The organism is Flavobacterium sp. DG2-3, assembly GCF_030730925.1.
GTDB lineage: Bacteria > Bacteroidota > Bacteroidia > Flavobacteriales > Flavobacteriaceae > Flavobacterium.
Genome location: NZ_JAVAMB010000016.1, coordinates 48,886 through 74,187, shown reverse-complemented (window position 1 = coordinate 74,187; position 25,302 = coordinate 48,886). Strand labels below are relative to the sequence as shown.

At 32.9% G+C, this 25,302-nt stretch carries 29 protein-coding genes; 15 read left to right on the top strand and 14 right to left on the bottom strand.

The features are described from left to right. The first annotated feature begins 165 nt into the window (after positions 1-165). The gene (locus Q9Q97_RS18580; RefSeq protein ID WP_306159830.1) at positions 166-849 is read left to right on the top strand and encodes a Crp/Fnr family transcriptional regulator; all 684 of its coding nucleotides are present in this window, start codon (positions 166-168) and stop codon (positions 847-849) included. Here Q9Q97_RS18580 and mazG read toward each other — a convergent pair. The 3 genes from mazG to def form a co-directional block, all read right to left on the bottom strand. Next, entirely contained in the window at positions 846-1,616 is a 771-nt protein-coding gene (gene mazG, locus Q9Q97_RS18575; RefSeq protein ID WP_125719529.1) for a nucleoside triphosphate pyrophosphohydrolase, read from the bottom strand. The genes Q9Q97_RS18580 and mazG overlap by 4 nt on opposite strands. 97 nt (positions 1,617-1,713) lie before the next feature. Then, positions 1,714-2,214 carry a DUF5606 domain-containing protein gene (locus Q9Q97_RS18570; RefSeq protein WP_306159828.1) on the bottom strand — a complete coding sequence of 167 codons (501 nt, stop codon included), beginning with the start codon at positions 2,212-2,214 and terminating at the stop codon, positions 1,714-1,716. A gap of 61 nt (positions 2,215-2,275) precedes the next feature. Next, entirely contained in the window at positions 2,276-2,866 is a 591-nt protein-coding gene (def, locus tag Q9Q97_RS18565) for a peptide deformylase (protein ID WP_125719525.1), read from the bottom strand. A gap of 201 nt (positions 2,867-3,067) precedes the next feature. On the opposite strand from def, the gene Q9Q97_RS18560 reads away from it, so the two are divergent. Beyond that, positions 3,068-5,290 (top strand): FUSC family membrane protein, encoded by a 2,223-nt coding sequence (locus Q9Q97_RS18560; RefSeq protein WP_306159826.1) that lies wholly within the window; start codon positions 3,068-3,070, stop codon positions 5,288-5,290. Between the two features lie 39 nt (positions 5,291-5,329). Here Q9Q97_RS18560 and Q9Q97_RS18555 read toward each other — a convergent pair whose 3' ends face one another. The 5 genes from Q9Q97_RS18555 to Q9Q97_RS18535 form a co-directional block, all read right to left on the bottom strand. Then, positions 5,330-6,823 carry a malate:quinone oxidoreductase gene (locus Q9Q97_RS18555; RefSeq protein ID WP_306159824.1) on the bottom strand — a complete coding sequence of 498 codons (1,494 nt, stop codon included), beginning with the start codon at positions 6,821-6,823 and terminating at the stop codon, positions 5,330-5,332. Between the two features lie 126 nt (positions 6,824-6,949). Next, positions 6,950-7,363 (bottom strand): Holliday junction resolvase RuvX, encoded by a 414-nt coding sequence (ruvX, locus tag Q9Q97_RS18550; protein ID WP_306159822.1) that lies wholly within the window; start codon positions 7,361-7,363, stop codon positions 6,950-6,952. 43 nt (positions 7,364-7,406) lie between these two features. Then, positions 7,407-7,688: a type II toxin-antitoxin system RelE/ParE family toxin gene (locus Q9Q97_RS18545; protein ID WP_306159820.1), complete on the bottom strand. Its 282-nt coding sequence runs from the start codon at positions 7,686-7,688 to the stop codon at positions 7,407-7,409. Further along, positions 7,678-7,923: a hypothetical protein gene (locus tag Q9Q97_RS18540; protein WP_306159819.1), complete on the bottom strand. Its 246-nt coding sequence runs from the start codon at positions 7,921-7,923 to the stop codon at positions 7,678-7,680. The genes Q9Q97_RS18545 and Q9Q97_RS18540 overlap by 11 nt, the downstream gene beginning before the upstream one ends. A 135-nt stretch (positions 7,924-8,058) precedes the next feature. Next, on the bottom strand, positions 8,059-8,688 hold the full coding sequence (locus tag Q9Q97_RS18535) for a PAS domain-containing protein (protein ID WP_306159817.1): 630 nt from the start codon (positions 8,686-8,688) through the stop codon (positions 8,059-8,061). Between the two features lie 260 nt (positions 8,689-8,948). On the opposite strand from Q9Q97_RS18535, the gene Q9Q97_RS18530 reads away from it, so the two are divergent. Together Q9Q97_RS18530 and Q9Q97_RS18525 are read left to right on the top strand one after the other, a co-directional pair. After that, on the top strand, positions 8,949-9,764 hold the full coding sequence (locus Q9Q97_RS18530; RefSeq protein WP_306159815.1) for a 2,3,4,5-tetrahydropyridine-2,6-dicarboxylate N-succinyltransferase: 816 nt from the start codon (positions 8,949-8,951) through the stop codon (positions 9,762-9,764). Positions 9,765-10,030: 266 nt separating this feature from the next. Next, the gene (locus Q9Q97_RS18525) at positions 10,031-10,789 is read left to right on the top strand and encodes a glycosyltransferase family 32 protein (RefSeq protein ID WP_306159813.1); all 759 of its coding nucleotides are present in this window, start codon (positions 10,031-10,033) and stop codon (positions 10,787-10,789) included. A gap of 99 nt (positions 10,790-10,888) precedes the next feature. Here Q9Q97_RS18525 and Q9Q97_RS18520 read toward each other — a convergent pair whose 3' ends face one another. Continuing rightward, positions 10,889-11,644 carry a glycosyltransferase family 2 protein gene (locus Q9Q97_RS18520; RefSeq protein ID WP_306159883.1) on the bottom strand — a complete coding sequence of 252 codons (756 nt, stop codon included), beginning with the start codon at positions 11,642-11,644 and terminating at the stop codon, positions 10,889-10,891. 130 nt (positions 11,645-11,774) lie between these two features. On the opposite strand from Q9Q97_RS18520, the gene Q9Q97_RS18515 reads away from it, so the two are divergent. Beyond that, the gene (locus Q9Q97_RS18515) at positions 11,775-12,839 is read left to right on the top strand and encodes a glycosyltransferase family 9 protein (protein WP_306159811.1); all 1,065 of its coding nucleotides are present in this window, start codon (positions 11,775-11,777) and stop codon (positions 12,837-12,839) included. A 19-nt stretch (positions 12,840-12,858) separates the two neighbouring features. Continuing rightward, positions 12,859-13,629: a glycosyltransferase family 2 protein gene (locus tag Q9Q97_RS18510; RefSeq protein WP_306159810.1), complete on the top strand. Its 771-nt coding sequence runs from the start codon at positions 12,859-12,861 to the stop codon at positions 13,627-13,629. Here Q9Q97_RS18510 and Q9Q97_RS18505 read toward each other — a convergent pair. Beyond that, positions 13,610-14,377: a lipopolysaccharide kinase InaA family protein gene (locus Q9Q97_RS18505; RefSeq protein WP_306159808.1), complete on the bottom strand. Its 768-nt coding sequence runs from the start codon at positions 14,375-14,377 to the stop codon at positions 13,610-13,612. The genes Q9Q97_RS18510 and Q9Q97_RS18505 overlap by 20 nt on opposite strands. Positions 14,378-14,437: 60 nt before the next feature. On the opposite strand from Q9Q97_RS18505, the gene Q9Q97_RS18500 reads away from it, so the two are divergent. From Q9Q97_RS18500 to Q9Q97_RS18490, 3 genes are all read left to right on the top strand, one after another. After that, positions 14,438-15,400: a hypothetical protein gene (locus tag Q9Q97_RS18500; protein WP_306159807.1), complete on the top strand. Its 963-nt coding sequence runs from the start codon at positions 14,438-14,440 to the stop codon at positions 15,398-15,400. Positions 15,401-15,545: 145 nt separating this feature from the next. After that, positions 15,546-16,703, top strand: coding sequence for an acyltransferase (locus Q9Q97_RS18495; RefSeq protein ID WP_306159805.1), 1,158 nt, complete (start codon positions 15,546-15,548; stop codon positions 16,701-16,703). Between the two features lie 105 nt (positions 16,704-16,808). Next, the gene (locus tag Q9Q97_RS18490; RefSeq protein ID WP_286967642.1) at positions 16,809-17,369 is read left to right on the top strand and encodes an L-threonylcarbamoyladenylate synthase; all 561 of its coding nucleotides are present in this window, start codon (positions 16,809-16,811) and stop codon (positions 17,367-17,369) included. Positions 17,370-17,460: 91 nt separating this feature from the next. On the opposite strand, the gene Q9Q97_RS18485 is transcribed toward Q9Q97_RS18490, so the two are convergent. After that, on the bottom strand, positions 17,461-18,585 hold the full coding sequence (locus Q9Q97_RS18485) for a cysteine desulfurase family protein (protein WP_306159802.1): 1,125 nt from the start codon (positions 18,583-18,585) through the stop codon (positions 17,461-17,463). Between the two features lie 87 nt (positions 18,586-18,672). Between Q9Q97_RS18485 and Q9Q97_RS18480 the strand changes: the two genes are divergently transcribed. Next, positions 18,673-19,668: a hypothetical protein gene (locus Q9Q97_RS18480; protein ID WP_306159800.1), complete on the top strand. Its 996-nt coding sequence runs from the start codon at positions 18,673-18,675 to the stop codon at positions 19,666-19,668. Positions 19,669-19,814: 146 nt separating this feature from the next. On the opposite strand, the gene Q9Q97_RS18475 is transcribed toward Q9Q97_RS18480, so the two are convergent. Together Q9Q97_RS18475 and Q9Q97_RS18470 are read right to left on the bottom strand one after the other, a co-directional pair. Beyond that, positions 19,815-20,366 (bottom strand): Smr/MutS family protein, encoded by a 552-nt coding sequence (locus tag Q9Q97_RS18475; protein WP_306159798.1) that lies wholly within the window; start codon positions 20,364-20,366, stop codon positions 19,815-19,817. Between the two features lies 1 nt (position 20,367). After that, positions 20,368-20,517 carry a hypothetical protein gene (locus Q9Q97_RS18470; RefSeq protein ID WP_306159887.1) on the bottom strand — a complete coding sequence of 50 codons (150 nt, stop codon included), beginning with the start codon at positions 20,515-20,517 and terminating at the stop codon, positions 20,368-20,370. A 132-nt stretch (positions 20,518-20,649) separates the two neighbouring features. On the opposite strand from Q9Q97_RS18470, the gene Q9Q97_RS18465 reads away from it, so the two are divergent. After that, a complete protein-coding gene (locus Q9Q97_RS18465; RefSeq protein WP_306159796.1) occupies positions 20,650-20,934 on the top strand; it encodes a DUF2752 domain-containing protein in 285 nt (94 codons plus the stop codon). Between the two features lie 104 nt (positions 20,935-21,038). Here the strand turns inward: Q9Q97_RS18465 and Q9Q97_RS18460 are convergent, their stop codons facing one another. Then, a complete protein-coding gene (locus Q9Q97_RS18460) occupies positions 21,039-21,740 on the bottom strand; it encodes a DUF1003 domain-containing protein (protein ID WP_306159794.1) in 702 nt (233 codons plus the stop codon). 190 nt (positions 21,741-21,930) lie between these two features. Here Q9Q97_RS18460 and Q9Q97_RS18455 point away from each other — a divergent pair, with 190 nt between their 5' ends. From Q9Q97_RS18455 to Q9Q97_RS18440, 4 genes are all read left to right on the top strand, one after another. Then, entirely contained in the window at positions 21,931-22,728 is a 798-nt protein-coding gene (locus Q9Q97_RS18455) for a serine O-acetyltransferase (RefSeq protein ID WP_306159881.1), read from the top strand. Then, complete coding sequence (gene cysM, locus Q9Q97_RS18450) at positions 22,725-23,612, top strand: cysteine synthase CysM (protein ID WP_306159792.1); 888 nt, start codon at positions 22,725-22,727, stop codon at positions 23,610-23,612. The genes Q9Q97_RS18455 and cysM overlap by 4 nt, the downstream gene beginning before the upstream one ends. Positions 23,613-23,704: 92 nt before the next feature. Beyond that, complete coding sequence (locus Q9Q97_RS18445; protein WP_306159790.1) at positions 23,705-24,691, top strand: aldo/keto reductase; 987 nt, start codon at positions 23,705-23,707, stop codon at positions 24,689-24,691. 178 nt (positions 24,692-24,869) lie between these two features. After that, positions 24,870-25,286, top strand: coding sequence for a hypothetical protein (locus Q9Q97_RS18440; protein ID WP_306159788.1), 417 nt, complete (start codon positions 24,870-24,872; stop codon positions 25,284-25,286). Positions 25,287-25,302 lie beyond the last annotated feature (16 nt).

Sequence of the window (25,302 nt, the reverse complement as noted above, 5' to 3'; positions counted from 1 at the left end):
CACAATTATTAAGATGATAATTGTCATGTAATTTTGAAATTGAATTCTAATTTACTAAAAATAAAAAGCTGAAATTTAAGCCAATTCTAATTTATAATAATTTTACGATATAATAATGGCTAAAAATCTTAAATATGCTTATTTTTGCAGCAAACAACTATTGTCATGAACAAATGTGATCAATGCATAGTACGCCAGCTAAGTTCTTTAAAAGCACTTAATAAAGACGAAGTTATTAAATTGGCCAGCAGTAAAACCTCTTACAAAATTAAAAAGGGTGAAGCCATTTTTGAAGAAGGCGAAGTGACTAATGGAGTTTTCTGCATAAAAGATGGTGTTGGTAAGCTTTCTAAACTGAGTGCAAACGGAAAAGATCAAATTGTAAAATTGGTAAAATCTGGTGAACTTCTAGGACAGCGTTCTATGATTAGCAACGAACCGGCAAACTTAACTGCAAAAGCGATTGCCGACATGGAGGTTTGTTTTATTCCTAAAACAGAAATCATTAATTTCTTCAACAACAACAATCAGTTTTCTTTGAATCTGATGCAGTCTGTTTGTGAAGATTTGAAAGAATCTGAGAACGAAAAAATTGCTTTAGTTCAAAAAACAGTAAAGCAAAGACTTGCTGAAACTTTACTGCATTTGCATGATGAATTTGGCGAAGACACTGATAAAACGCTTAGAGTTCAACTAACAAGAGAAGAACTTGCTGGCATTATTGGTACTGCAACTGAAAGCTGTATTCGTCTGTTATCTGATTTTAATAAATTGGGATTAATAGAATTAGTTGGTAAAAAAATTATGCTTAAAGACGTTCGCGCTTTAAAGAAATTAGCCGATAACTAGAGTTTTTTAGCTTCGTTCCAGAAAACATCCATTTCTGTTAGCGTCATATCCATTAATGGTTTTCCTAATTCATTTGCTTTACTTTCTAAATACTGAAAGCGTTTAATAAACTTTTTATTGGTTCTTTCTAAAGCATCTTCTGGATTTACATTTAAAAATCTTGCATAATTAATCATAGAAAACAGCACGTCTCCAAACTCGTCTTCAATTTTATCTTGATTTCCTGTTTTTACTTCGTCTTGTAATTCTTGTAATTCTTCTTGCACTTTGTCCCAAACTTGATGAGGTTCTTCCCAGTCAAAGCCCACACCTTTTACTTTGTCTTGAATTCTGCTTGCTTTAACCAAGGCTGGAAGACTTCTTGGAACGCCTTCTAAAACTGATTTTTTCCCTTCTTTCAGTTTAAGTTTTTCCCAGTTTTGTTTTACTTCTTCTTCATTTTCTACTTTTACATCTCCATAAATATGAGGATGACGGTGAATCAGCTTTTCGCAGATTTCATTGCACACATCAGCAATGTCAAAATCATTGGTTTCGCTTCCTATTTTCGCATAAAAAACAATATGAAGCAGTAAATCTCCGAGTTCTTTTTTAACTTCATTTAGATCATTGTCCAAAATAGCATCTCCCAATTCATAGGTTTCTTCGATTGTTAAATGTCTCAACGTCTGCAGAGTTTGTTTTTTATCCCACGGGCATTGCTCACGAAGTTCATCCATTATATTTAATAATCTTTCAAATGCTTTTAACTGGTTTTCTCTGCTCATTTTGAAGTTTCTTTTGATTTAACTCGATTCTGTAAAAGTAAAAAATCCTGTCAAGAAACCATCTCAACAGGATTTTAAATTTTGAATATGTAAAATATTATTCTTCTTTTTTAGTAGCTGCCTTTTTTGCTGGAGCTTTTTTTGCTGCTGGCGCTTTTTTCGGTTTTTCAGCAGCTGCTGGCGCTTCTTCTTTTGGTTCTTCAACTGCAGGAGCTAAATCTGTAACCAAACCTTTTGCTTGAAGCGTGTTGTACCAGTTTAATACTTTTTTGATATCTGATGGATAAACTCTTTCTTCATCATAATCTGGAAGAATTTGTTTGAAATAAGCAGACAAAGTAGCATTATCTTCTTTGTGAGAGATAGCTTGTCCTTTATTTTCTTTAACGGCAATCTGCTGCATTACTTCAGTTAACGGTTTTTCACCTTCATAAGTATAAATCGAAATTTCAGACAATAAACTTACATTGCTTTTTAGATTTACAGTAATCTTCTTCCCATCAATTAATGATTCCGCCACAAAACCTGTACGAGTTTGTACTTTTAATTCGTATAAACCTGGTTTTCCTGAAATGGCTAAAATTTTCGTTAAATTCATTTTTATTAAAATTAGTATTAAGAATTTGATTTATTTTTTTGTTTCTAACTATTTAGAAAACTTATCTTGCTTTTTTAGCTGCGAAAAATTTCATTCTATATTCCTGAAACGTTTTTCCCTCAGTAATATTTTTCAATTTCTTTTGGATTAAACGCTTTTTTAGAGATGAGATTTTATCTGTAAACAAGATTCCTTCAATATGGTCATATTCGTGCTGGATAACCCTTGCGATTAATCCGTCAAATACTTCCGTTTTCATTACGAAATCTTCTTCACAATATTCGATTGTAACAGTTGGCTTTCTGTAAACGTCTTCACGCACATCAGGAATACTCAAACATCCTTCATTAAATCCCCACTCTTCTCCTTCTTCTTTTACGATTTTAGCATTGATAAAAGTCTTTTTAAAACCTTTCAAATCTTTTTGTTCCTCTGAAGGAAGATCCTCATCATCACTAAAAGGTGTTGTATCTATAACAAACAAACGAATTGGCAGTCCAACCTGCGGTGCTGCAAGTCCAACTCCATACGCATTGTACATCGTCTCGTACATGTTTGCGATCGTTTCTTTTAGGTTTGGATATTCTGGTGTAATATCTTGCCCTACTTTTCTTAAAACAGGATCACCGTATCCTACAATTGGTAAAATCATTTGTTTTTATTTATGTTTTTATGTGCTGCAAAAACAGAATTAAAGTTCTGATATTTCAGCTGGCAAAAATAGTAAAAAATACTCAATGAATAATTCTTATACGGTATTATATCATATTTTTTACAAGCTACTAAAAATCTCAGCTATAATTATGCCAAAATCACTCTTACAATTCTTATCTTTGTTAGTAAACCTCTCTTTATGATTGACAAAATTTCAAAATTTACAAACAGCACTTCATTTCTCAACGCCTCTAAAGTAACTATTGCTTCTGTTGTTCCTGTTTTGGTTTTAAATTTTCTAGGTCATTTTGAAATTGGTTTTACCATTGCGCTTGGTGCTTTTTATACTTATCCCAGCGATATTCCGAGTTCTCTTGGCCATAAAATAAAAGGTTTAATTGCCGCTTCTTTTATTGTTTCTGGGGTTAATCTTTTAGTAAATCTCGTTTATCCATTTCCCTTTCTGTTTTACATTTTCTTAGGTTTTCTGCTGTTTTTATGTTCGATGATTTCGGTTTACGGACAAAGAGCAACTTTAATCTCCTTCTCTGCATTATTATCAATATCTCTATCTTTTGGACATTTACATGAAGGTTGGGAAGCTTTTCAATATTCGGGCTTTATTTTTATTGGAGGAATTTTATACCTTATAGTATCTCTTGTTTTTCATTTTGTACAACCTTATAAATATGTAGAATTACAAATTGCTGAAGGAATAAAACTTACTGCGAAATACCTTAAATTAAGAGGTGATTTATGGAGTCCTGAAGCCAACAGAAGAGCCATTATCGAAAAACAATTGGCTTTGCAGGTTGAATTAAATCTGATTCACGAAGATTTAAGAAAAATGCTGATTGGGAATCAGAATTCGTCTGGAATTACGAGCCAGAACCGAAAAATGCTTTTGGTTTTTATTACATTGGTCGAAATTCAAGAACTTGCGCTTTATACGTCTTTTGACCATAGCAAAATTCATGAAAAATTTGCCGGACATCCCGATGTTTTAAGAACCTACCAGAATGTTGCGTACAAACTGGCTTCAACTTTAAAGAAACTTTCAAAAAATGTAAGCCATATTAGTGTTTACGTGGACAAACAGGATCTGAAAAATGAATTGGATGCTCTTGAATTTGCCATTTTTGATTACGAAAAAACATTAGGAAAGGAAGAAGCGGCAGAAGGTGTTCTAATGCTAACCAATATGCTGAAATATGCCAAAAACCAAGTTGGAAAAATCAAAACCATCCAGCGTGCGCTTTCTTTGGCAATGCAGTCTTACAAACTAAAAGATAAAGACAAAGAGCTTGAAAAATTCCTTACGCCGCAATATTATCCAATTCGTACTTTAATTGAGAATCTGAGTTATTCTTCTTCTATTTTCAGGCATTCAATACGATTAACCATTACAATTCTGATTGGTTTTTTTCTCGGACAGGTATTGCCGTTTCAAAACGTATATTGGATTTTGCTGACAATTGTAGTAATAATGCGTCCCGGTTATGGCTTAACCAAAGAGCGATCTTATAACAGAATGTTCGGAACTGTTTTGGGAGGAATTATAGCATTCGGAATCGTTTCTGTTATTCAGAATCACGTTGCGCTGAGTATTTTCTCAATTATCTGTATGCTTCTAGGGATTTCATTTACCCAAATCAATTATAAAATAAGCGCAACATTTGTTACCATGTACGTGGTGTTTATTTACGGAATTTTGACACCAGATATTAATGAGGTAATTCAATACAGAATATTAGATTCTCTTGCTGGAGCCGTTTTAGCCTTTATTGCTAATCAGTTTTTATGGCCGGCTTGGGAATTCATCAATACGCCTATACATATAGAAAATTCGATTCGGGCGAACAGAAATTACCTGAAAGAAATTGCAGACTTTTATAATAAAAAAGGAGAAGTTCCTACTTCTTACCGTCTTGCGCGAAAAAATGCTTTTGTTGAAATAGGAAATTTGATGACTTCTTTTCAGCGTATGATGCAAGAACCAAAATCGAAACAGAAAACAATGCCTTTGGTTAACAAATTGGTTGTTTTAAATCATTCGCTATTGTCTGCTTTAGCTTCGTTGTCGACATATATTCAGTCACATCAAACCACTTCTGCATCTGATTCTTTCAATTATATCATCAAGACTATTCTTGCCAATCTAGATCATTCTATCTCTATTTTAAGAAATGAAGTTATTATACAAGATACTTTTTTTGAAAAAGAAGATGTGACTTTACAATTTGAAGAACTTAAACGAAAACATTTTACACGTTTAGCAGAAGATGACGATCTCGATAAAGAAACCCGTCAAGCGAAAATGCAGGAAGCTCAAATGGTAATTGAACAATTGATTTGGATGAGCAATCTGGCAGAAAAAATTCTAAAAAACACAACCGACCTAAAAGCAACAAATCCAGATTAATTCATCTGGATTTGTTTTTTTATTTAAATAAAGAGAAGCTTATTTTAATTTTAAAACTTCTGCTGTTTGTTTTCTAAGCTCTTGTAAAAGTTCTGGCTTGTCATTTAAAGTCTGACCGTACGAAGGAATCATCGTTTTTAATTTTGCTTGCCATTCTGGTGTTTTAATTTGGCTGGTAAAGCATCTGCTGATCAAGTCAACCATAATTGCTACGGCAGTAGATGCACCTGGAGAAGCACCTAATAAAACCGCTAAAGTTCCATCATGCGTATTGATTACTTCGGTACCAAACTCTAAAACTCCACCTTCTTTTTCATCTTTCTTAATAACCTGAACACGCTGACCTGCTTTTTCTAATTTCCAGTCTTTTGAACGCGCTGTTGGAAGATATTCGCGTAAAGCTTTCATTCTATCTTTTGGAGACTGACGCACCTGCTCGATTAAATATTTCGTTAATGGAATATTATGATATCCTGCAGCCAGCATCGGAATTAAATTGTTAGGCTTGATAGACAAAGGCAAATCTAAGTAAGAACCATTTTTTAAGAAACGAGTTGAGAATCCTGCAAATGGACCAAAAAGAAGTGCTTTCTCGCCATCGATTACACGGGTATCAATATGCGGAACAGACATTGGTGGAGCACCAACACTTGCTTTTCCGTAAACTTTTGCCTGATGTTTAGCAATTACTTCCGGATTTGTACATTTCAACCACTGTCCACTTACTGGGAAACCTCCGTATCCATTACCTTCTGGTACATTTGCTTTTTCTAATAAAGGAAGAGAACCTCCTCCTGCACCAATAAATACAAATTTCGTATACGCTTTACGAGTTTTTCCTGTTGATAGATCTTTGATTTTAATTCTCCAAGATTTATCCTCACGCTGTCTTAGTTTTTTAACTTCGTGGTTAAAGAACAAAGAAACACCGTCTAGTTTTTCTAAATAATTGAACATACTTCTTGTTAAAGCACCAAAATTAACATCGGTACCAATTTCCATATGTGTTGCTGCTAATTTTTCATCAGCATTTCTTCCTTCCATTACCAATGGCATCCATTTTTGAAGCTGCTCAAAATCGGTACTGAAAGTCATATCAGAGAAAATCGGGTTGCTTTGCAACGCTTCAAATCTCTTTTTTAAATAATTTACGTTTTTATCTCCCCACACAAAACTCATATGAGGTACGCTTTTAATAAAATTATCCGGAGACGGCACTTTATTTTGCTGCACTAAGTAAGACCAAAACTGACGAGAAATCTCAAATGATTCGGCAATACTTATTGCTTTTTTAGGATCTATGCTACCGTCTGCCTTTTCTGGAGTATAATTCAATTCACAAAAAGCAGAGTGTCCGGTTCCTGCATTGTTCCAAGCATCAGAACTTTCAGCTGCTGCAACATCTAATCTTTCGTAAATTTCAATTTTTATATCTGGTTGTAATTCTTTCAAAATTACTCCGAGAGTGGCACTCATTATTCCAGCGCCAATGAGTACTACATCACTATTTGAACGTATGGTTTCGTCAGGCATAACAGTATTTTTATTTAAAGTGCAAAGGTACTTTTTTAATTGCAAAAAAAAACTAATTTTTACATGATAAAAGTTAGGATTTTCTAAAAACCATTAAATTATAAATAAAAAATACGACCAACAGCGTTATTTTTTTGCGGAAAGATAATCTTGAAGCAGAATTGTAGCAGAAATTTCGTCTATCAAACTTTTGTTCTGACGCTGCTTTTTACTTAAACCGCTGTCGATCATAGTTTGAAATGCCATTTTTGAAGTAAAACGCTCGTCAACACGAATAACTTTCATGTCTGGAAAAATATTCGAAAAATGAGTCACAAAGCCATTAATTACAGAAGCGCTTTCAGATGGTTGACCGTTCATTTGTTTTGGTTCGCCAATCAAAACCGCTTCGACTTTTTCTTTAGCAAAATAATCTTTTAAAAAGTCAATTAAAGTATGTGTCGGAATGGTTGTTAACCCCGAAGCAATAATTTGCATTTCGTCTGTAACTGCAATTCCTGTACGTTTTTGTCCGTAATCTATTGAAAGGATTCTTGGCATTTTGCTTTGTAAAATATAATAGTAATTTTTGAAAACGTTAACATTAAAGTGAACCTCGGTATTTTATAAAACCAAAAACAGTAACGATATTTTCTTTTGAATTTATCTCATAAATAGCAACATAACCTTTAAAAACATAATCTCTTATATTTTCATTTTCAAAATATATTGATTTTTTAAAATGAAATGGGTGTATTAAATCTTTTTTGATATTCTTCAGCAAATCTTTTCTAAACTTCAAAGCAGCCTTAGGCTTATCTTTATAAATATATTTAACCTGATCTTTTAATAATTCTAAGAATGATTTTGAAATTTTAATTGTCATATTCTGAGAATGTATCGTCTAAGATTGAATCCACTTCATCAATTGAATAAAGTTTTTCATTGCCATTTTTCAACTTAGCATAAGCAACTTCAAGCTTTCTTTTATTCTCTTTAAAATTTGGGTCATAAAAATCATCCTCATCAACAATTCTCAATTCCTCAGACGAAAATCCACTAAGTAGTTTTAGAATTTTCTCTTTAATCTCTGGCTGAAACTCTAATCTTATCGCTTCCATAATTCTGTAAGTTAAAACACAAAGATAAACTTTTCTACATTGATTTCTTGAAGTTTTAACACAGCATAAAAAATCCGCCTTGAAAAATTCAAGACGGACTTTATCCAAATATTCAAACCTAAAAAATAACTCAATTTATCTTCCGAACAGTCGGCCGAAAAAACCTCTATGTTCTTCTTCTCCTGCATCCTCTTCTTCTGTATAAGTAGCAAACTTAGATTGTGATTTTTCGTGTTCTAAAATCAGCTCCTTAATATATTCAACATACGTTCTCTTTCTCTCTTCTAAGAATCCAATTAAGTACTTTTCGCTAAATTCAACTCCGCTCGCAGCTTCAATCTGCAATAACTTTTTATACAAAGGCTCAATATGCATCGCAATTACTTCTTGCGGCACAGCTTGTCTTCTTCCGAAATAATTTACAATAACGTCGTTTTCGTCGCGGGCGATTTCAAAATCTGTAATTACCCAATAGTATCTTCCAGACTTTGCAAGATTTTTTACAATAGCGTGAAAGTTTTTCCCGTTTTTAAGATTCTCCCAAAGCACTTTAAAAATTACTTTTGGCATATCTGGGTGACGTATAATATTATGGGGCTGGCCCATTAACTCATAGTCTTCGTAACCACAAACATCTACAAATACTTCGTTGGCATATTCTATAATACCATAAGCATTGGTTTTACTCATAATAACCTGAGTTTTATCCCAGCTTACTTCTTTGTCTATAATTACTCTATTTTGAAGGTGATTTTCTTGATTCATATTTTACTGCTTATATGATTTATTTATGGAATGGAATGTTGATCAACACTGCGAAATTAAACCGAAGAAAAAACACAAAGCCTGACTTTTGTCATATTTTGACATAAAAAAAACTTTTAGTGGTTATTTCTAAATAGTCATTTCAAGCATTTGAATTGTTTTACAAATAAGAAACAAAAAGTTAAATCTGTAACATTTTCAATCCGTTTTGCTTTTCAGCATTTCTACAAATACGTTATCTTTGCCAAAAAATTAAACGTATGAATTCTTTACAGACTATAATTGAACAAGCTTGGGAAAACAGAGCTTTATTGCAAGAAACTACAACTACTGATGCCATTAGAGAAGTTATCGAATTGGTAGACTCAGGAAAACTGCGTACTGCTGAACCAGTTGGAGACAAATGGCAGGTAAACGAATGGGTTAAGAAAGCGGTTGTAATGTATTTCCCGATTCAGAAAATGGAAACATGGGAATCTGGTATTTTTGAATACCACGATAAAATGTTGCTAAAAAGAAATTATGCTGAAAAAGGAATCCGTGTGGTGCCAAATGCTGTTGCTCGTTACGGTGCTTATATTTCTAGCGGTGTAATCTTAATGCCAAGTTATGTAAATATTGGTGCTTATGTTGACGAAGGAACAATGGTTGACACTTGGGCAACTGTAGGAAGCTGTGCTCAAATTGGTAAAAATGTACACTTAAGCGGTGGTGTTGGTATTGGTGGTGTATTAGAGCCATTACAAGCTTCTCCAGTTATTATTGAAGACGGTGCTTTTATTGGTTCTCGTTGTATCGTTGTTGAAGGTGTTCACGTTGGAAAAGAAGCAGTTCTTGGAGCTAACGTATGCTTGACAGCTTCTACAAAAATTATCGATGTTACAGGTGATGAGCCAGTTGAAATGAAAGGTTATGTACCTGCTCGTTCTGTAGTTATTCCTGGAAGCTACACTAAAAAATTCGCAGCTGGAGAATACCAAGTTCCTTGCGCTTTAATCATTGGAACTCGTAAACCATCTACAGATTTAAAAACTTCTTTAAACAATGCGCTTCGTGAATACGATGTTGCTGTTTAATCAGATATAAATTTCAATATGAGAGGGCGGTATTTTACCGCCCTTTTTTATGCTTATTAATCAAAATAAAAATCTTACAAATAATAAAAAGTAAGAAAATTATATTATTTTAGCATCGAAAAATAACCGCTTTTAATTATTCAAAAGCGTATTCTTTCTCCCCAGTATTTTACAAAAATCAAATATTTTTTTGATTCTATTTTTCTTGTAAAACATAATAATACCACGCTTTTACAATCAAAATATTATTAATTAAATTACAAATAATGATTCCAAAAAAAATACATTTTTGTTGGTATGGAAGAGGTGCGTATAATGATGTTATAAAAAATTGCATTCAATCTTGGAGCAAAAATCTTCCGGGTTATGAAATAAAAAAATGGGATGAAACAAATACTCCTTTTGACAAGCTTCCTTTTTTAAAAATATTATATAAACAAAAAAAATGGTCGTTCATATCAGATTATATGAGATTGTACTCCATTTACACCGAAGGAGGAATTTATCTAGACACTGATATAGAAATTATTAAAGATTTCGAAGAACTTCTTAATGAGGATTCTTTCGTAGGTTTTCAGACAAATTTAGAAAACAAATATCCTCTGAACTCAGCAGTAATTGGAGCAGTAAAAAAAAGTTCTTTTATACTGGATTGTATTAAAGCTACTGAACGTAAACAAAGATTACATTTTAATGCAATGGGCGGACCTCCAATTGTAACCAGCGTTTTGTATAAATATGGTTTGAATAAATATAAAAGACAACATATTAAAAAAGTTCTCTTACTTCCAACCGAGTATTTCTATCCGTTTGCTTGGTTTGAAAAATTCTCTTCAGATTGCATTACAAAAAACACAATCTGTATTCATTGGTGGGAAGATTCTTGGGTAAACAAAAAGAAAGACTTGGCTTATTTTCTAAACAGTATTAAACGGAAAATGGAAAAAACTCCCCTAATTATTCTTAATCGAATAAGATTTGCTTTTAATGAAGAGAAATTTTATCATATAAATAATGACATTTGAATAATCAAATAATAAAAAGAACACATGAGCTTCTCCTAAATCTAAAGCTTCATGTGTTCTAAATTTTTACTTAAATTTTCAAGTAAGCAATTAAAAACCCTAGTTTCCTTTTTTTACTTTTTGAAGCTTAATAAGTTTAGCGTATTTCATATAAGAGAAAAAAGCCTGAATCATTGCAATTGATAATCCGTCAAGTCCATTAAAGATTCCTTTTTTGAAGAAATAACAGCGAATAAAAGCTACAGTTCCGTTAAGGACAGGTTTGAAAGCATTAATTCTTTTTCCTTGATCAAACAATTGTTGTGCATGCCAACCAGAATATTGATTCTTTTTAGCAATAATCTGATCGAAAGAATCCCATCCGTAATGCAGAATGTGTACTGAAACCTTTTTTTCATTCTTAGTTACGATTTTCTGATGCACTTTAGAATCTGAAGGATGAGCCGTTTGCTTATTGAAAAAACGAACTTTATGATCTGGATACCATCCTGAAAAATCAATTAATTTATCTGCTAAAAAGTTTTTAACTCTAAAGCTGAAAGCATCATAATTTCCTTCCAGATACTTTTTCTTCAAAATAAATTCCTCAGCATCTTTATCTAAAAATTCGTCTGCATCGAGATTTAAAATCCAGTCATTTTTACAAAAAGGCAATCCGTGTGTACGCTGCGGACCATCTCCTAAAAATGCCTGCTGAACAACCTGCGCTCCTTTTTCTTTCGCTATTTCGACTGTACGATCTTTACTGAAAGAGTCTACAATAATAACTTCGTCACAAACTTTAAATAAGGCATCTATACATTTTCCAATGTTTTTTTCTTCATTAAAAGTAATAACCAAACCGCTAATTCCCATTGTAAATTTTAATTTGTTGAGCACAAAAATATAACTTTTTAATTTAGTTTAATCTTAATTAATGCCATCACTTGTACACTTCATAAAATAGTTTGTACTTTAGCCTTGAAAATTGATACCACAAAAACAAATGAGAATATTAGTTATCCAACAAAAAAGAATTGGAGACGTTTTGACGAGCACAATTATTTGTAATAATTTAAAAGCCAAGTTCCCTGACTCTACAATTGACTATATGTGTTATCCTAATTCGATTGATGTTCTGAAAGAAAATCCGAATATTGATAACATTATTCCGGTAACTAATAAAATCCGAAAATCGACTTTTGGGTTTATTAAATTCATTTTTGAAATTCGAAGAAAAAAATATGATGCTGTAATAGATGTATACAGCAAATTAGGAACGAATCTGATCACTTTTTTCTCTGGAGCAAAATATAAAGTTTCGTACCACAAATGGTATTCTAATATTTTTTACAATTACAGCTACGAGCGTTTTGATGCCATAAAATCAGAATACGGTTTGGCGATTGAAAACCGATTGTTGCTTTTGAAACCATTTTTTACTGAAAAAATAACGAATGTAAAGCCAAAAATCTTTTTAAAAGATTCTGAAATTGCAGAAGCAAAACAGCTTTTAAATAGCTACAATATTGATCATGAAAAGCCGCTTATTATGTTTGGAATTTTAGGAAGCGAGCATTACAAAACCTATCCGCTTGAAGGAATGGCAAAAATTATTGATTTTACAGTAGCCAAGACAAACGCTACTATTCTCTTTAATTATATTCCAAACCAAAAAGAGCAAGCTTTGGAGGTTTACAATTATTGTTCTGGAGAAACTAAAAAGCATATTATTTTTGATTTATACGCTACTGATTTACGTCAGTTTTTAGCAATATTGTCTCAATGTGAAATGCTGATAGGAAACGAAGGAGGCGCTGTAAATATGGCAAAAGCCTTAGAAATTCCGACTTTTTCTATTTTTACGCCTTCTGTTCGAAAAGAAACTTGGCAATTATTCGAAAATGAAGCCAAAAATGTTTCGGTTCACTTAAAAGATTTAAAACCTGAAATCTACGAAAAGCATACCGAACAATACATTAAAGATCATACTTTTGAATATTATGCTGAATATCCGTTGGAACTTATGCTTAAAAAATTAGAGACTTATTTTCAAGAATATAAAAATTGAGAAAATAAAGACCGCACCAATGAATAATGAAAAGCAAAAATTATCAGTATTGATTATTACGCTTAATGAAGAACAGCATATAAAATCGCTTCTAGAAGATATTGATTTTGCTGACGAAATCATTGTTGTTGATTCTTATAGTACCGACAAAACGATTAGTATTGTTGACTCTTTTAAAAATGTAAAACTCATTCAGAATACTTTTATTGATTATACTTCTCAGCGAAATTTTGCTTTAGATCAAGCTAAAAATCCATGGGTTTTATTTATTGATGCTGACGAGAGATTGACATCTGAATTAAAATCTGAAATTATTACAGCCATTGATTCTGAAAACGCCGCAAGCGCCTATTTTATCTATCGCATTTTTATGTTTAAAGAGAGTAGACTGAATTTCAGCGGCTGGCAGACTGATAAAATTTTCAGACTTTTTAACAAATCAAAATGTCGATATAATGAAGAAAGAACCGTTCATGAAAAATTAATCGTAAATGGACCAATTTCTACTTTAAAAAACAAAATAATACATTTTTCGTATTCTTCTTATTCAGATTATAAATCGAAAATGTATAATTATGGAATCCTGAAAGCGAATGAAAAATTTGCAAAAGGAATAAAACCATATTTCTTACTACAGATTTTACATCCTTTCTATACTTTTTTGTACCAATTTCTAATCCGTTTTGGTTTTCTTGACGGAGGAAAAGGCGTTACTATATGTTATTTGAATGCTTATAGCGTTTTTATTCGCTATAAAGAATTAAGAAGACTTACTTCTTCCAGAATTTAAGTTTCTTTTTCAGTCGTTTTTTTCTGTAAAACTTCTCTTGAAAATCGGAAGTATCTTTCCATAAAGTTTCGAAAATCTTCTCTTCCGGTTGCGCGTTATAATATTTAGCATATTCGTTACTCATTGTCGCCACCATTTCTTTCAACGGAGTTAGTCGGCATAAGTTTTTCATACGCATTTCAAAAGACATAGCATCATGAAATTCCATTCTGTTCAAATCTACCAGAAAGAAATCATAATTTCCGCTGGCATTCTTTTTTATTAAAGTATTTCCTGGCGAATGGTCTAAGAATTCAATTCCTTTTTCGTGAAGATCAAAACTAAATTTGGTGAATTGTCTCAAAATATTGTCGCGATCTGGAAAATCGGGAATTTCTACCAATTCTCTATAGGTAAGATCGCATTCCAACTGTTCGCTTGCATAAAAGCTTTTTTCTAAACCTATAAAAGACGAAAACTCAGCAAATGCAATTGGTTTTGGAGTTCCAACGCCTAACTCTAACAATTTATTTGCAAACTCAAAAGAGCGCTTTGCTTTTGATTTTCTGAAGTATTTATATGCAATTTTATTGATAAGATGCGGAACTTTAAACGATTTGATATTGATTTTTTTATCGTCTAAATCAAAAAGTTTTATCTGATTGCGCTGGCCAATTACAAAGTCTTCTCCTTTAGTATTGAAAAAACGAATATATTCAAGAAGAATATTTTCAAATTTTTCATATCCGCGATTTAATCTTAAAATCATAAAAATTGTTTCAGCAAATTTAGCTAGTTTTACCAACTAATAAAAACTATTTTCAAGATAATGCATATTACTCTTATAAGTTTAGACAACTGGGGACTCAACAAACATATCGCTACTGACTTAGAAAAACAGGGCCATATTGTTCGTCATATTGACTTCAACACTTTCAAATACAAATATCCTTCTGTATTTCATAAAGCGTACAATGTGATCTTAAAAGCGTTCTTCAAAACAAACTTAAAACATCAGCATTACGGAAAAGAAATCGTCAATGAATTAAAGAAAAATGATCAGGTTCAAGATGTGATTTTAACAATAAAAGGCGATTTTATAACACCAAAAAGCATTTTAGAATTTAAAAATTACACTAAAAAATCGATTGGCTTTTTTAATGATAATATTTATCGCTGTCCAAAAATTAAAAGGGTTTTGCATTGTTTTGATGAAGTTTATTCTTTTGAAAAAGAAGACTGCGAAAATTTCAATTTAAAATTTGCTCCAAACTGGATTTACAATTCAGAAAACGCAATTCATACCGATCAATTCGAATACGATGTTTTTAACATTAGCTCGATCGACAAAAGACTTCCGATATTAAAAAGAATTGCAGCAAATTTGGCTTCGCAAAATGCAAAATTCAAATTCATTGTTTACGATAAAAAACAACAGGACAATGACGAAAATATTACTTACATACGAAGCCATATGCCTTTGAGCGAAGTGAATGATTACATCAACCGCTCAAAAGTCCTTTTAGACATTAACCGACTTTGTCAAAACGGACTTACTTTTAGAGTTTTTGAAAGTTTAGGTTTAGAAAAAAAACTTATCACCACCAATGCGGATATTAAAAATTACGATTTTTATAACCCTAATAACATTTTAATTATTGATGAAAAAAATCCGTTCATTCCAATGGATTTTTTCAAAAACGAATATGAAAAAATTCCAGATGTGATTTTAAATCAATACACTTTAAAAGGCTGGACAAATCATGTTATACTAGAGAATAATACTCTATAATATTAGGCTCAAAAGTTTGTCTTGTAAGATTCAATTTATTTAAGATAATTTTAACCGTAATATTTTTGCATGCAAAATCGGTTCACTATGTTTGCAAAAGTTTAAAAACTGTTAAAAAAATCCACAAATAAATTTATTTCCAAAAATGACATTTACTATTTATTTAGTTTTCATCCTATTTGCCTTAATTATTTCTGTACTGCTAACAAACAAATTGGTAAAAATAGATGTAGTAGATGTGCGTTATCCTGAAATTGATGGCTTAAGAGGTTATCTCGCTTTTTTTGTTTTCTTGCACCATAGCTATATCTGGAGATTTTTTCTTCAAAGCGGCGAATGGAATGAACCAAAATCCAATTTATTTAATCATTTTGGACAAACTACTGTTGCTTTTTTCTTTGTAATCACTGCTTTTTTATTCACTTTAAAATTAATAAACAGTAAAAACAAAAAAATCAATTGGAGAGCTTACATCAGTGCGCGTGCATATAGACTTTTCCCAATGTATCTCGTTTCTGTTGGCATTATCTTTTTTATTGCCGGCTATTTAACCAATTTCACCTCAAAAATTCCTTTATTTGAAAACATAAAAAGCATACTTTCATGGCTGTTTTTTAATGTTAAAAAAGGATTAAACATTAACGGATTAGAAGATAGCTACTTGCTAAACGCTGGCGTAACTTGGACATTGCCTTACGAATGGGCTTTTTACTTTTTACTGCCTCTTATCGCACTATTTTTTAAAATCAAAACAAATTACAAGACATTAATACTATTTACTGCAACAGCTGCTCTTATCATGATTATAAACGGATCTTCTTTAAGGCACTTCTTCCCTTTTTTGGGCGGTATTATTGCAGCTGTATTAATTAATAAAAATATATTTGGAAGTGTTTTAAAACAGAAAAAATATACTTTTCTAGCTATTATTCTAATTGCATGCTCTATTTATTTCTTCAATAGCGGCAGAAAACCAATCCCGATCATTATCACTTCGATAGTATTTATCATAATTGCATCTGGAAATAATTTCTTCGGAATTCTATCAAGTGCTTTTTCGCGCAAATTTGGACAAATTACGTATAGTATTTATTTGCTCCACGGAACTTTATTATTTGTGGTTTTCTATTTTATTATCGGATTTGAAAGAGCTAAAAAATTAACTGATTTGGAATTTTGGTCTATTATAGCATGCTGTGTTTTTCCGTTAATTTTTATCAGCCAATTGGCATTCAAATACATTGAGCACCCGATGATGGAATTGGCTAAAACAAAACTAAAATCTTCAGCCAAAAAACCATAAACATCTCTTTTTTTATTAGAGTAATAGATTTTCTATTTACAAATACGATCAAAAGCAATTACAAGTAAAATTTATAACTTTGTAATCTTAAAAATAATTTGTCAAATGAACGAGGAAATCATCAACGCATACGAAGTAATTAAAAATGGAGGTATAATTTTGTACCCGACAGATACGGTTTGGGGAATTGGCTGTGATGCCACCAATGCTGAAGCTGTTGCTAAAATCTACAAATTGAAACAGCGCGCCGAAACACAAAGCATGATTGTTTTAATGAATGGCGAAAAGATGATGTACAACGTATTTAAAAACATTCCTGAAGTGGCTTGGCAAATCTGGGAGCTCTCTGATAAACCTACTACTTTAATTCTGGATGATGCTAGAAATGTTGCTCCAAATATTATTGCAGCAGACAAATCTCTGGGAGTTCGTTTAGTAAAAGAACCTTTCTGCTACAAATTAATGGAAAGAATGAAAAAGCCTTTGGTTTCTACTTCAGCCAATATTTCAGGACAGCCTACACCAATTGCTTTCAAAGACATTAGCCCAGAAATCATCAATGGAGTTGATTATGTGGTAAAACTAAACCAAGATAAAATAAACGGAAAATCTTCTACGATAATTAAATTAACCAACGATTCGCAAGTAAAAGTCATTAGAAAATAATGACTTCGACTCCGCTCAGTCTGACACAAACGTAGTTGATATTTAATAAGATCTTAGGAACTTAGCAACTTAGAACCTTAGTAGCTTAGCATCAAACAGAACTCAAACTCTCAATCAGCCAATCGATATCTTCTTTGGTGTTGTAATGACTAAATGAAATTCGGAGATTTGGTAATTTTAAATCCGTCTCCGAAAGCATTTCGTTTAAAACATGAGAAGGTTTTATACTTCCAGATTGGCACGCGCTTCCTCTAGAAACCGCAATTCCTTTCATATCCAAACTAAAAAGCAGCATCGAAGTTTTGTCTGAAGAAAAAGGCAATATGATATTGATGATATTATAGAAATCGTCTTTTTTTCCATTAATTCTAAAATCTGGAAAATGAATTTCTAATTGTTCAATCAAATAGTTTTTTAATTCTGAAATATAGGCTCTTTCTTCATCTAGCTTTTCATACGAAATAGCCAAAGCTTTTGCCATTCCGGCAATCTGATGCACCGCTTCGGTTCCAGCACGAAGACCTTTTTCTTGTTCGCCTCCAAAAAGTAATGGCTGCAAACCCGAATTTTTTCGAACAAAAGCAAATCCGATGCCTTTTGGTCCATGAAATTTATGAGCGCTCGCTAAAATAAAATCAACAGGAGTCTTTTGCAGGTCGATTTCTGTTTTCCCGATAGACTGAACGGTGTCTGAATGAAACAAAGCGTTATATTGCTTGCAAATCACGCTTACACGATCTAAATCTAAAATAGCTCCTGTTTCGTTATTTACATGCATTAAACTTACCAAAGTCTTTTTTTCGTCGGCCAATAAATTAGACAAATGCGTTAAATCTAGACTTCCGTCTGCATTTACCTTAACATAATCGACTTGAATATTATATTCTTCCTGAAGCACCCAAACGGTATGCAAAACGGCATGATGCTCGATTTTGGAAGTAATAATTCTTTCTACTTTTAAATCTTCAACAGCAGAGCGCAGAATCCAATTATCGGCTTCCGTTCCACCAGAAGTAAAAATAATTTCTTGAGCCGTGCAATTTAAGTGCTTTGCAATACTCTTTCTTGAAAGTTCTAATATTGTCTTACCATTTCGTCCAAAACTATGCGTAGACGACGGATTTCCGTAATCCTCAAGCATTATTTTTGTCATTTCCTGAATTACTTCGGGACGCATGGCAGTTGTTGAGGCATTATCTAGATATACTTTTTTCATTGTTGCAAAGTTAAGAAATATCAATTGTCAAATCTTAAATATCATTTGGCAATTTTTTCACTATTTTTGACCCAAATAATTTTTACGATGAAAAAATATGCTGCCCTCCTATTATTTGCTCTTTTCTTGAATGGATGCGATGATGGAGATTTAACTGTAGACCAAATAGATTTTGCAGATGTTGAAAATTCTCAAGCCTGCGATCCTACAACAAATACTTTGATTTATAAATTAAAATCTCAAGAAGCATTATTGCTTCAAATGCCAGAAGGAGCAATTAAAAATGAGCCTGGAACAAACATTTATACAATTGACTCAAAAGGTAGCGGTTCCTATCGTGTAGTGTATAGAGCCTATGACGGAACCGTTGCAACAACTAATATTTGCGGTGCAATTCCGCCAACTACTCCAAGAGTAACAGAAGAATGGAATGGAATCGATGGTTTAATTGAAATTGTAACGAGTCAACTTCCAGTGGCTGGTCCAATAGAAGGAAGTACAAGAATAAATGGTTATGAGCACAGTATTATTTTTAAAAATATAACATTTGCAAAACCATCTGGAAACCAAACAGAGGCAGAGTTTGCATTTGGAAAATATACTGTTAACGTTGATCAAGCCAATTTAAATTTCTTAACGGATCCGAACAATGCTGCTCATGAGTGTACCGATATAAAAAGGGTTTACAATTATAATGTTGATTTCTATTTATCTATTGATGATATTGACCCAGCATTACTTGTCAATGAAGTTACCCCTAGTAACCAACCACGTACAAGTTTAATAACCGCTACACAAAACAAAGTTTTTTATAAAGTTGCCAAAGATGAAACAGGCACTATTACTCCAGCCTTTATTTGTGCTACACCACAGCCAAGTGCTCCTGCAATTGAAGAGACTTGGACAGGTCAGCTTGGCAAACCAAATGAAAGCGGAATTATTGAAGTGACAACGACTCTTACCGCACAAACATACACGCACACAATCGTACTTAGAAATGTAATTTTAGAAAAAGGAAAGAGCAATTTTCAACTTGGAACTAGTTTTCTTCTTGGAAAAATTACTCGAACTGTAACCAACTAAAAGCATCTCTTTCTAAAAGAAATCGGCAGAAATAATTCTTACAAAAAAACGTCTGTTTTTTGAAATGATTTTACAACGAAATCAGGACAAAAAACAGACGTTTTTTATGCTTTAAAATGAAGCTTGTGCAGTTAAGAAATACCTCTTTATTTATTGTTTTGCCTTATATAAACTTCGGTCGCTCCAAGACCATATTTTTGATAATTGGCATCTTGAAAATCAATTCCGTCATAACGGCCCAATAAAAAATCAAGTTCTGCTTTTAAAATTCCTTCACCAACACCATGAATAAAAACGATTTTCGGAATGCGGTTTCTTATCGCAAATTCGATATGTCTTTTTGCCGTTTCGGTCTGCAGTGTCAAAATATCGTAGTTGGACATTCCGCGTTTATTAGGAACCAATTTTTCGATATGCAAATCAAATTCTGGAACACCAACATCGCGTTTTTCTTTCTTTTCTTTTACAAAACTTCTCGGTTTTGGCTCGATTTTATCTTTTGAAGCTTCATCTAAATCAATTCTTTTAATAGAATTCATTAAATCACTGGTTTCTTGAAATTTAATCAACTCATTGACTAAAAATGTCATCATAAATCCATCCTCTGTTTCAATTAAAACTTCATTATTTTTAACCGAAACAACGATTCCGTTTATGGCTTCGTCGAGTACCGAAACCTTATCTCCTTTTGTCAGCATCCTACTCTTCTTTATCGTTATGTTTACTTGGTGTTTTTGCACTCAGTTGCATCATTCCAAACATAAAAACCACAATTGCACCAATCATGATATAGATGTTTTTTTCTTCCGAAACCTGTTCGTATAACGCAACCGAAATCGCAAGAATCATTATTATTATTTTAAAAGTTTTCATCTATTCCTTATTTTAAGATTTCAAAAGTATGAAACTTTCAAGTACTACTTCTATACCCCTCTAAACGTTTGTCATATTTTTTTAGTAAAATTGCAAAAAAGATCTGCCATGAGTTTAGAGAAATATATGCTTCCCTGCCTGTTCAAAACCGTCTTTGGTTTTGACTGTTTAGGATGCGGATTTCAGCGATCTTTATTCTTACTTTTTCAAGGCGAATTTTCAGCCGCTTTTAAAATGTATCCAGCGATCTACACCTGCCTTTTACTCAGCATTTTTATCGCATTTCATTTCTTAGACAAATCCAGAAATTACAAAAAAATGATCTGGAAAATAGCAGTCGTAAATTTCATTTTCATGATTGCCGGTTATTATTTCAAACACTTTTATTTTTGATTTTAGATTTTAGATTTTAGATTTTAGATTTTAGATTTTAGATTTTCCAAAAATCGCTACGCTCTTTGGAATTTGGAATTTCAAAAATTGGAATTTCAAAACCTTTATTTCTTAATCTGATCCAGAATATCATTCATCATCTCGATTTGAACTTTCTGGATTTCGATTAATTCTTGCTGCTGATGCATAATTAAATGATCAATTTTGTCATGAATTAATCTAATTTCCAATTCCGATTTCAGATTGATCATGTAGTCTTTTTTTGCTCGATTGCGGTCTTTTTCTTCCTGACGGTTTTGGCTCATCATGATAACAGGCGCCTGCAAAGCGGCAACGCAAGACAGAATCAAGTTTAAAAGAATAAACGGGTACGGGTCAAAACCTTTGTTTAGAAAAATATAAACATTCGAGACAATCCAAATCGAAATAAAGATTACGAAAGAAATGATAAAAGTCCAGCTTCCTCCAAAATCCGCTACTTTATCAGCTACTTTTTGGCCTAGGTTTCGAGTTTCTTCCTCATCTTCAACAATACTTACGATCGATTTATCTTCTTTTAATGATGAAATAACGTTTTTCTCCATGGCAGAAAGCGCTCCAATTTCAGTAGAAAGATAATTGGAAATGTATTTTTGGCGATACACATTCAGCTCGTTTATAGAAATGCAATCTTCTGGGCTAAAATCAGGGTATTCTTTTTTTATTAATCCCAAAATAGGATCATGTATTGCTCGTCCGTAAATTTTCTCATTTTCGCTTAAAGAAAGCCCAGAAATAGCACTTTTGGATGTTTCGTTTTTTTCCATTTTAAAATGTTTTGAAAGCTAATTTACGCAATTAACTTCTTAAGAATTGCATAAAAAAGAATGGTTTGAAATTCATTTTTTATCACAAATCTAACTTTGCAAAGAAAATTTCTTTAGTTAAATCGTGATTTTATTTCCAAAAAACGCCTTACTTTTAACGTTCCAAAATTATTCATTCATTTTTACCATTGTGACAAAAGACACTATCATACAAAATATAAGAGCTTTAAAGAGCCATTCACACATAAATTACGGCATTAAAACCAAAACAGAAGACTTTACAGAAAAGCTTTTTTACACGCTTTTTGACTCTAATGCGGCGCTGGATGAAAGCATTGACGAACTAGAATTTCGTTTTAAAGAAATTGCTGTTTTAGCCTGCAAAAAGCCTCAAAATTTATGCGAATCTATTTGGGACCGATTTCTAGAAAAACTTCCTGGAGTTTTAGAAAAACTAAATCAGGATGCCGAATATATTCTTGAAAATGACCCCGCTTCAAACAGTATCGATGAAGTATATCTAGGATATCCTGGATTTTATGCCATCGCTATTTATAGATTGAGCCACGAACTATACCATCTTGATTTATTACTTTTTTCTCGATTAATGAGCGAATATGCGCATAGAATTACGGGTACCGATATTCATGCCGGTGCTGATATTGCATCGCCATTTTTTATCGATCACGCAACGGGAATTGTTATTGGTGAGACTACGGTTATAAAAAAACACGTAAAAATTTATCAAGGTGTTACGCTTGGCGCTTTAAGTGTAAGCAAAGAGATGAAAAACGCAAAAAGACACCCAACTGTTGAAGCGAATGTCTGCATTTATGCCAATGCTACTATTCTAGGCGGCGAAACCGTAATTGGCAAAAATAGTATTGTTGGAGGAAATGCATGGATTACAAAATCGATTCCAGAAAATTCTATTGTGATGAACACCACTACCACTGAAGTTAAAATAAAAGAAAAAAAAATAACATGAATTCACATAAATTATTAAACCTAATTGGCAACACTCCATTAATGGAAACGGTCAATCTAGTTAAAAATAAAAATGTAAAACTTTTACTGAAACTGGAAGGAAATAATCCTGGAGGAAGTGTAAAAGATAGAGCAGCATACAATATGATTGCCGCAGCATTGGAAAGAGGCGACATCAAAAAAGGAGATAAATTAATTGAAGCAACTAGCGGAAATACCGGAATTGCTCTTGCTATGATTGCGCAATTATTTGGCATCGAAATCGAATTGGTTTTACCTGAAGATTCCACAAAAGAGCGTACTCAAACTATGCGTGCTTATGGCGCTACAGTGATTCTTACGCCTGCGAGCGAAGGAATTATCGGATCTAGAGATTATGCAGATAAAAAAATAGCACAAGGCGGTTATTTGATGTTGAACCAGTTTGCAAATGATGACAACTGGAAAGCGCACTACAAAACAACAGGCCCTGAAATATGGAACGACACTGACGGAACGGTAACTCATTTCGTTTCGGCTATGGGAACAACAGGAACCATTATCGGAACTTCTACTTATTTAAAAGAAAAGAATCCAAATGTACAGATTGTTGGCGCACAGCCAAGCGATGGTTCTCAGATTCCAGGAATCCGCAAATGGCCACAAGAATATCTTCCTAAAATATTTGATGCTTCTAAAGTGGATACGGTGGTAGATGTGAGCGAAGAAGAAGCACGCGCCATGACCAAAAGATTAGCGCTTGAAGAAGGCGTTTTTGCAGGAATGAGCAGCGGAGGCTCTGTTGCCGTTGCCCTAAAAATCGCCGAACAATTAGAATCTGGAGTTGTAGTTGCCGTTATCTGCGATAGAGGCGACAGATATTTGTCTTCGGATTTATTTGACTGAGAAAGAGACAAAGGTACAAAGTGACAAAGATCCAAAGTTCTAATCTTTGTCACTTTGCCTCTTTGTCACTTTGAACCTTAAAAGAAAAAAACATGCACTACAGAAAACTAGGAAAAACAAACTTTAATATATCTGAAATTTCACTTGGGACTTGGCAGGTTGGCGGGAAATGGGGATCGGGTTTTGATGATAAAACAGCCGACGAACTTTTGAATACTGCCATCGATAACGGTGTAAACTTTATTGATACTGCCGACGTTTATGAAAACGGATTAAGCGAAACTGCTGTTGGAAGAGTCGTTCGCTCTCGTTCTGAACGAATTTTTGTAGCTACAAAATGTGGACGCCAGATTAATCCGCATGTTAATGAAGGCTATACGCCAAAAGTGCTTCAAAAATTTGTTGAAGACAGTTTAAAAAGAACTGGATTAGAAACGCTTGATTTAATTCAATTGCATTGTCCTCCGACAGAAGTTTACTATCGTCCGGAAATATTTGAACTTTTTGACCGATTAAAAGATCAGGGAAAAATCCTTAATCTTGGCGTAAGTGTGGAAAAAGTCGAAGAAGCTTTAAAAGCGATTGAGTATTCAAATGTAACTACTGTTCAGATTATTTTCAATTTGTTTCGTCAGCGTCCTTCTAAATTATTTTTCGCGGAAGCAAAAAAGAAAGACATTGGAATCATAGCGAGAGTTCCACTAGCAAGCGGGCTTTTAACTGGTAAATTTGATTCGAAAACCACTTTTGACTCTCAGGATCACCGTAATTTTAATCGTAACGGAGAAGCTTTCGATAAAGGCGAAACATTCTCTGGAATTGATTACGAATTAGGTTTAAAAGCTGTTGAAGAATTAAAAGCTTTATTTCCAGAATCAAAAAACCTGGCAGCAATTGCACTTCAGTGGATTTTAAGTTTTGATGAAATTAGCTGTATTATTCCAGGCGCTTCAAAAGTTGAGCATGTTCTTTCTAATTTATCGGTTTATGATACTCCAAAATTAACTTCGGAGCAGATTAGTGCAATGAACAAAATTTATACTGATCTCATCAAACCTTCTGTTCATCAGCTTTGGTAGTTTTTTTTAAAGGTTCTAAGCTACTAAGATGCTGAGCTTCTAAGCTCTTTAGTTTCTTCTTAGTAGCTTAGAAGCTCAGAACCTTACCATCTCTTAGGCGTTTTTTTTCTTACAACTTCTACGCAACCTTTTCTTTATCAGCATATCTAATAATAAAACTAATCATAAATCATTAACCATGAAAAAACTAAGTTTTATTTTATTAGCTGCTGCGCTCGCCTGCTTTTCTTGCAGCAATGATGACGGTACAACACAAGAAGAAGACAACGCAAAACTTGAAAGTTTGTACAACGACATTATTACCTATTCAAAAGTTGACACCGAACCCTGCTCCAATCCTGAAGAATGGGGTTTTGTAAAAATGTATGACACCCCTTGTTCGCCAACTGGAGGATTTATTTTATATTCCAAAAAAGTAGATTTGGCTGTTTTGGAGAAAAAAATTAAAGAGTATAATGCATATAAAGCATACATTAATAAGAAATGGGGCTTTTATGCAGACGTAATGCCTCCTTGCACAGACCCAAAGGTTCCGACAGGTGTAAAATGCATTGATAATAAACCGCAATTATATTTCGGTTTTGTTTTATATTAAAATGAAAAAGCTGCTA

What these genes read in the sequence shown, in the direction of transcription:
- Q9Q97_RS18495 (WP_306159805.1), top strand. Translation starts at nt 15,546, where the DNA reads ATGACATTTACTATTTATTTAGTTTTCATCCTATTTGCCTTAATTATT.
- Q9Q97_RS18520 (WP_306159883.1), bottom strand. Translation starts at nt 11,644, where the DNA reads ATGGGAATTAGCGGTTTGGTTATTACTTTTAATGAAGAAAAAAACATT.
- ruvX (WP_306159822.1), bottom strand. Translation starts at nt 7,363, where the DNA reads ATGCCAAGAATCCTTTCAATAGATTACGGACAAAAACGTACAGGAATT.
- Q9Q97_RS18540 (WP_306159819.1), bottom strand. Translation starts at nt 7,923, where the DNA reads ATGGAAGCGATAAGATTAGAGTTTCAGCCAGAGATTAAAGAGAAAATT.
- Q9Q97_RS18555 (WP_306159824.1), bottom strand. Translation starts at nt 6,823, where the DNA reads ATGCCTGACGAAACCATACGTTCAAATAGTGATGTAGTACTCATTGGC.
- Q9Q97_RS18490 (WP_286967642.1), top strand. Translation starts at nt 16,809, where the DNA reads ATGAACGAGGAAATCATCAACGCATACGAAGTAATTAAAAATGGAGGT.
- Q9Q97_RS18485 (WP_306159802.1), bottom strand. Translation starts at nt 18,585, where the DNA reads ATGAAAAAAGTATATCTAGATAATGCCTCAACAACTGCCATGCGTCCC.
- Q9Q97_RS18445 (WP_306159790.1), top strand. Translation starts at nt 23,705, where the DNA reads ATGCACTACAGAAAACTAGGAAAAACAAACTTTAATATATCTGAAATT.
- def (WP_125719525.1), bottom strand. Translation starts at nt 2,866, where the DNA reads ATGATTTTACCAATTGTAGGATACGGTGATCCTGTTTTAAGAAAAGTA.
- Q9Q97_RS18465 (WP_306159796.1), top strand. Translation starts at nt 20,650, where the DNA reads ATGAGTTTAGAGAAATATATGCTTCCCTGCCTGTTCAAAACCGTCTTT.
- Q9Q97_RS18460 (WP_306159794.1), bottom strand. Translation starts at nt 21,740, where the DNA reads ATGGAAAAAAACGAAACATCCAAAAGTGCTATTTCTGGGCTTTCTTTA.
- mazG (WP_125719529.1), bottom strand. Translation starts at nt 1,616, where the DNA reads ATGAGCAGAGAAAACCAGTTAAAAGCATTTGAAAGATTATTAAATATA.
- Q9Q97_RS18480 (WP_306159800.1), top strand. Translation starts at nt 18,673, where the DNA reads ATGAAAAAATATGCTGCCCTCCTATTATTTGCTCTTTTCTTGAATGGA.
- cysM (WP_306159792.1), top strand. Translation starts at nt 22,725, where the DNA reads ATGAATTCACATAAATTATTAAACCTAATTGGCAACACTCCATTAATG.
- Q9Q97_RS18545 (WP_306159820.1), bottom strand. Translation starts at nt 7,688, where the DNA reads ATGACAATTAAAATTTCAAAATCATTCTTAGAATTATTAAAAGATCAG.
- Q9Q97_RS18580 (WP_306159830.1), top strand. Translation starts at nt 166, where the DNA reads ATGAACAAATGTGATCAATGCATAGTACGCCAGCTAAGTTCTTTAAAA.
- Q9Q97_RS18515 (WP_306159811.1), top strand. Translation starts at nt 11,775, where the DNA reads ATGAGAATATTAGTTATCCAACAAAAAAGAATTGGAGACGTTTTGACG.
- Q9Q97_RS18505 (WP_306159808.1), bottom strand. Translation starts at nt 14,377, where the DNA reads ATGATTTTAAGATTAAATCGCGGATATGAAAAATTTGAAAATATTCTT.
- Q9Q97_RS18570 (WP_306159828.1), bottom strand. Translation starts at nt 2,214, where the DNA reads ATGAATTTAACGAAAATTTTAGCCATTTCAGGAAAACCAGGTTTATAC.
- Q9Q97_RS18525 (WP_306159813.1), top strand. Translation starts at nt 10,031, where the DNA reads ATGATTCCAAAAAAAATACATTTTTGTTGGTATGGAAGAGGTGCGTAT.
- Q9Q97_RS18470 (WP_306159887.1), bottom strand. Translation starts at nt 20,517, where the DNA reads ATGATTCTTGCGATTTCGGTTGCGTTATACGAACAGGTTTCGGAAGAA.
- Q9Q97_RS18440 (WP_306159788.1), top strand. Translation starts at nt 24,870, where the DNA reads ATGAAAAAACTAAGTTTTATTTTATTAGCTGCTGCGCTCGCCTGCTTT.
- Q9Q97_RS18560 (WP_306159826.1), top strand. Translation starts at nt 3,068, where the DNA reads ATGATTGACAAAATTTCAAAATTTACAAACAGCACTTCATTTCTCAAC.
- Q9Q97_RS18510 (WP_306159810.1), top strand. Translation starts at nt 12,859, where the DNA reads ATGAATAATGAAAAGCAAAAATTATCAGTATTGATTATTACGCTTAAT.
- Q9Q97_RS18500 (WP_306159807.1), top strand. Translation starts at nt 14,438, where the DNA reads ATGCATATTACTCTTATAAGTTTAGACAACTGGGGACTCAACAAACAT.
- Q9Q97_RS18530 (WP_306159815.1), top strand. Translation starts at nt 8,949, where the DNA reads ATGAATTCTTTACAGACTATAATTGAACAAGCTTGGGAAAACAGAGCT.
- Q9Q97_RS18475 (WP_306159798.1), bottom strand. Translation starts at nt 20,366, where the DNA reads ATGCTGACAAAAGGAGATAAGGTTTCGGTACTCGACGAAGCCATAAAC.
- Q9Q97_RS18535 (WP_306159817.1), bottom strand. Translation starts at nt 8,688, where the DNA reads ATGAATCAAGAAAATCACCTTCAAAATAGAGTAATTATAGACAAAGAA.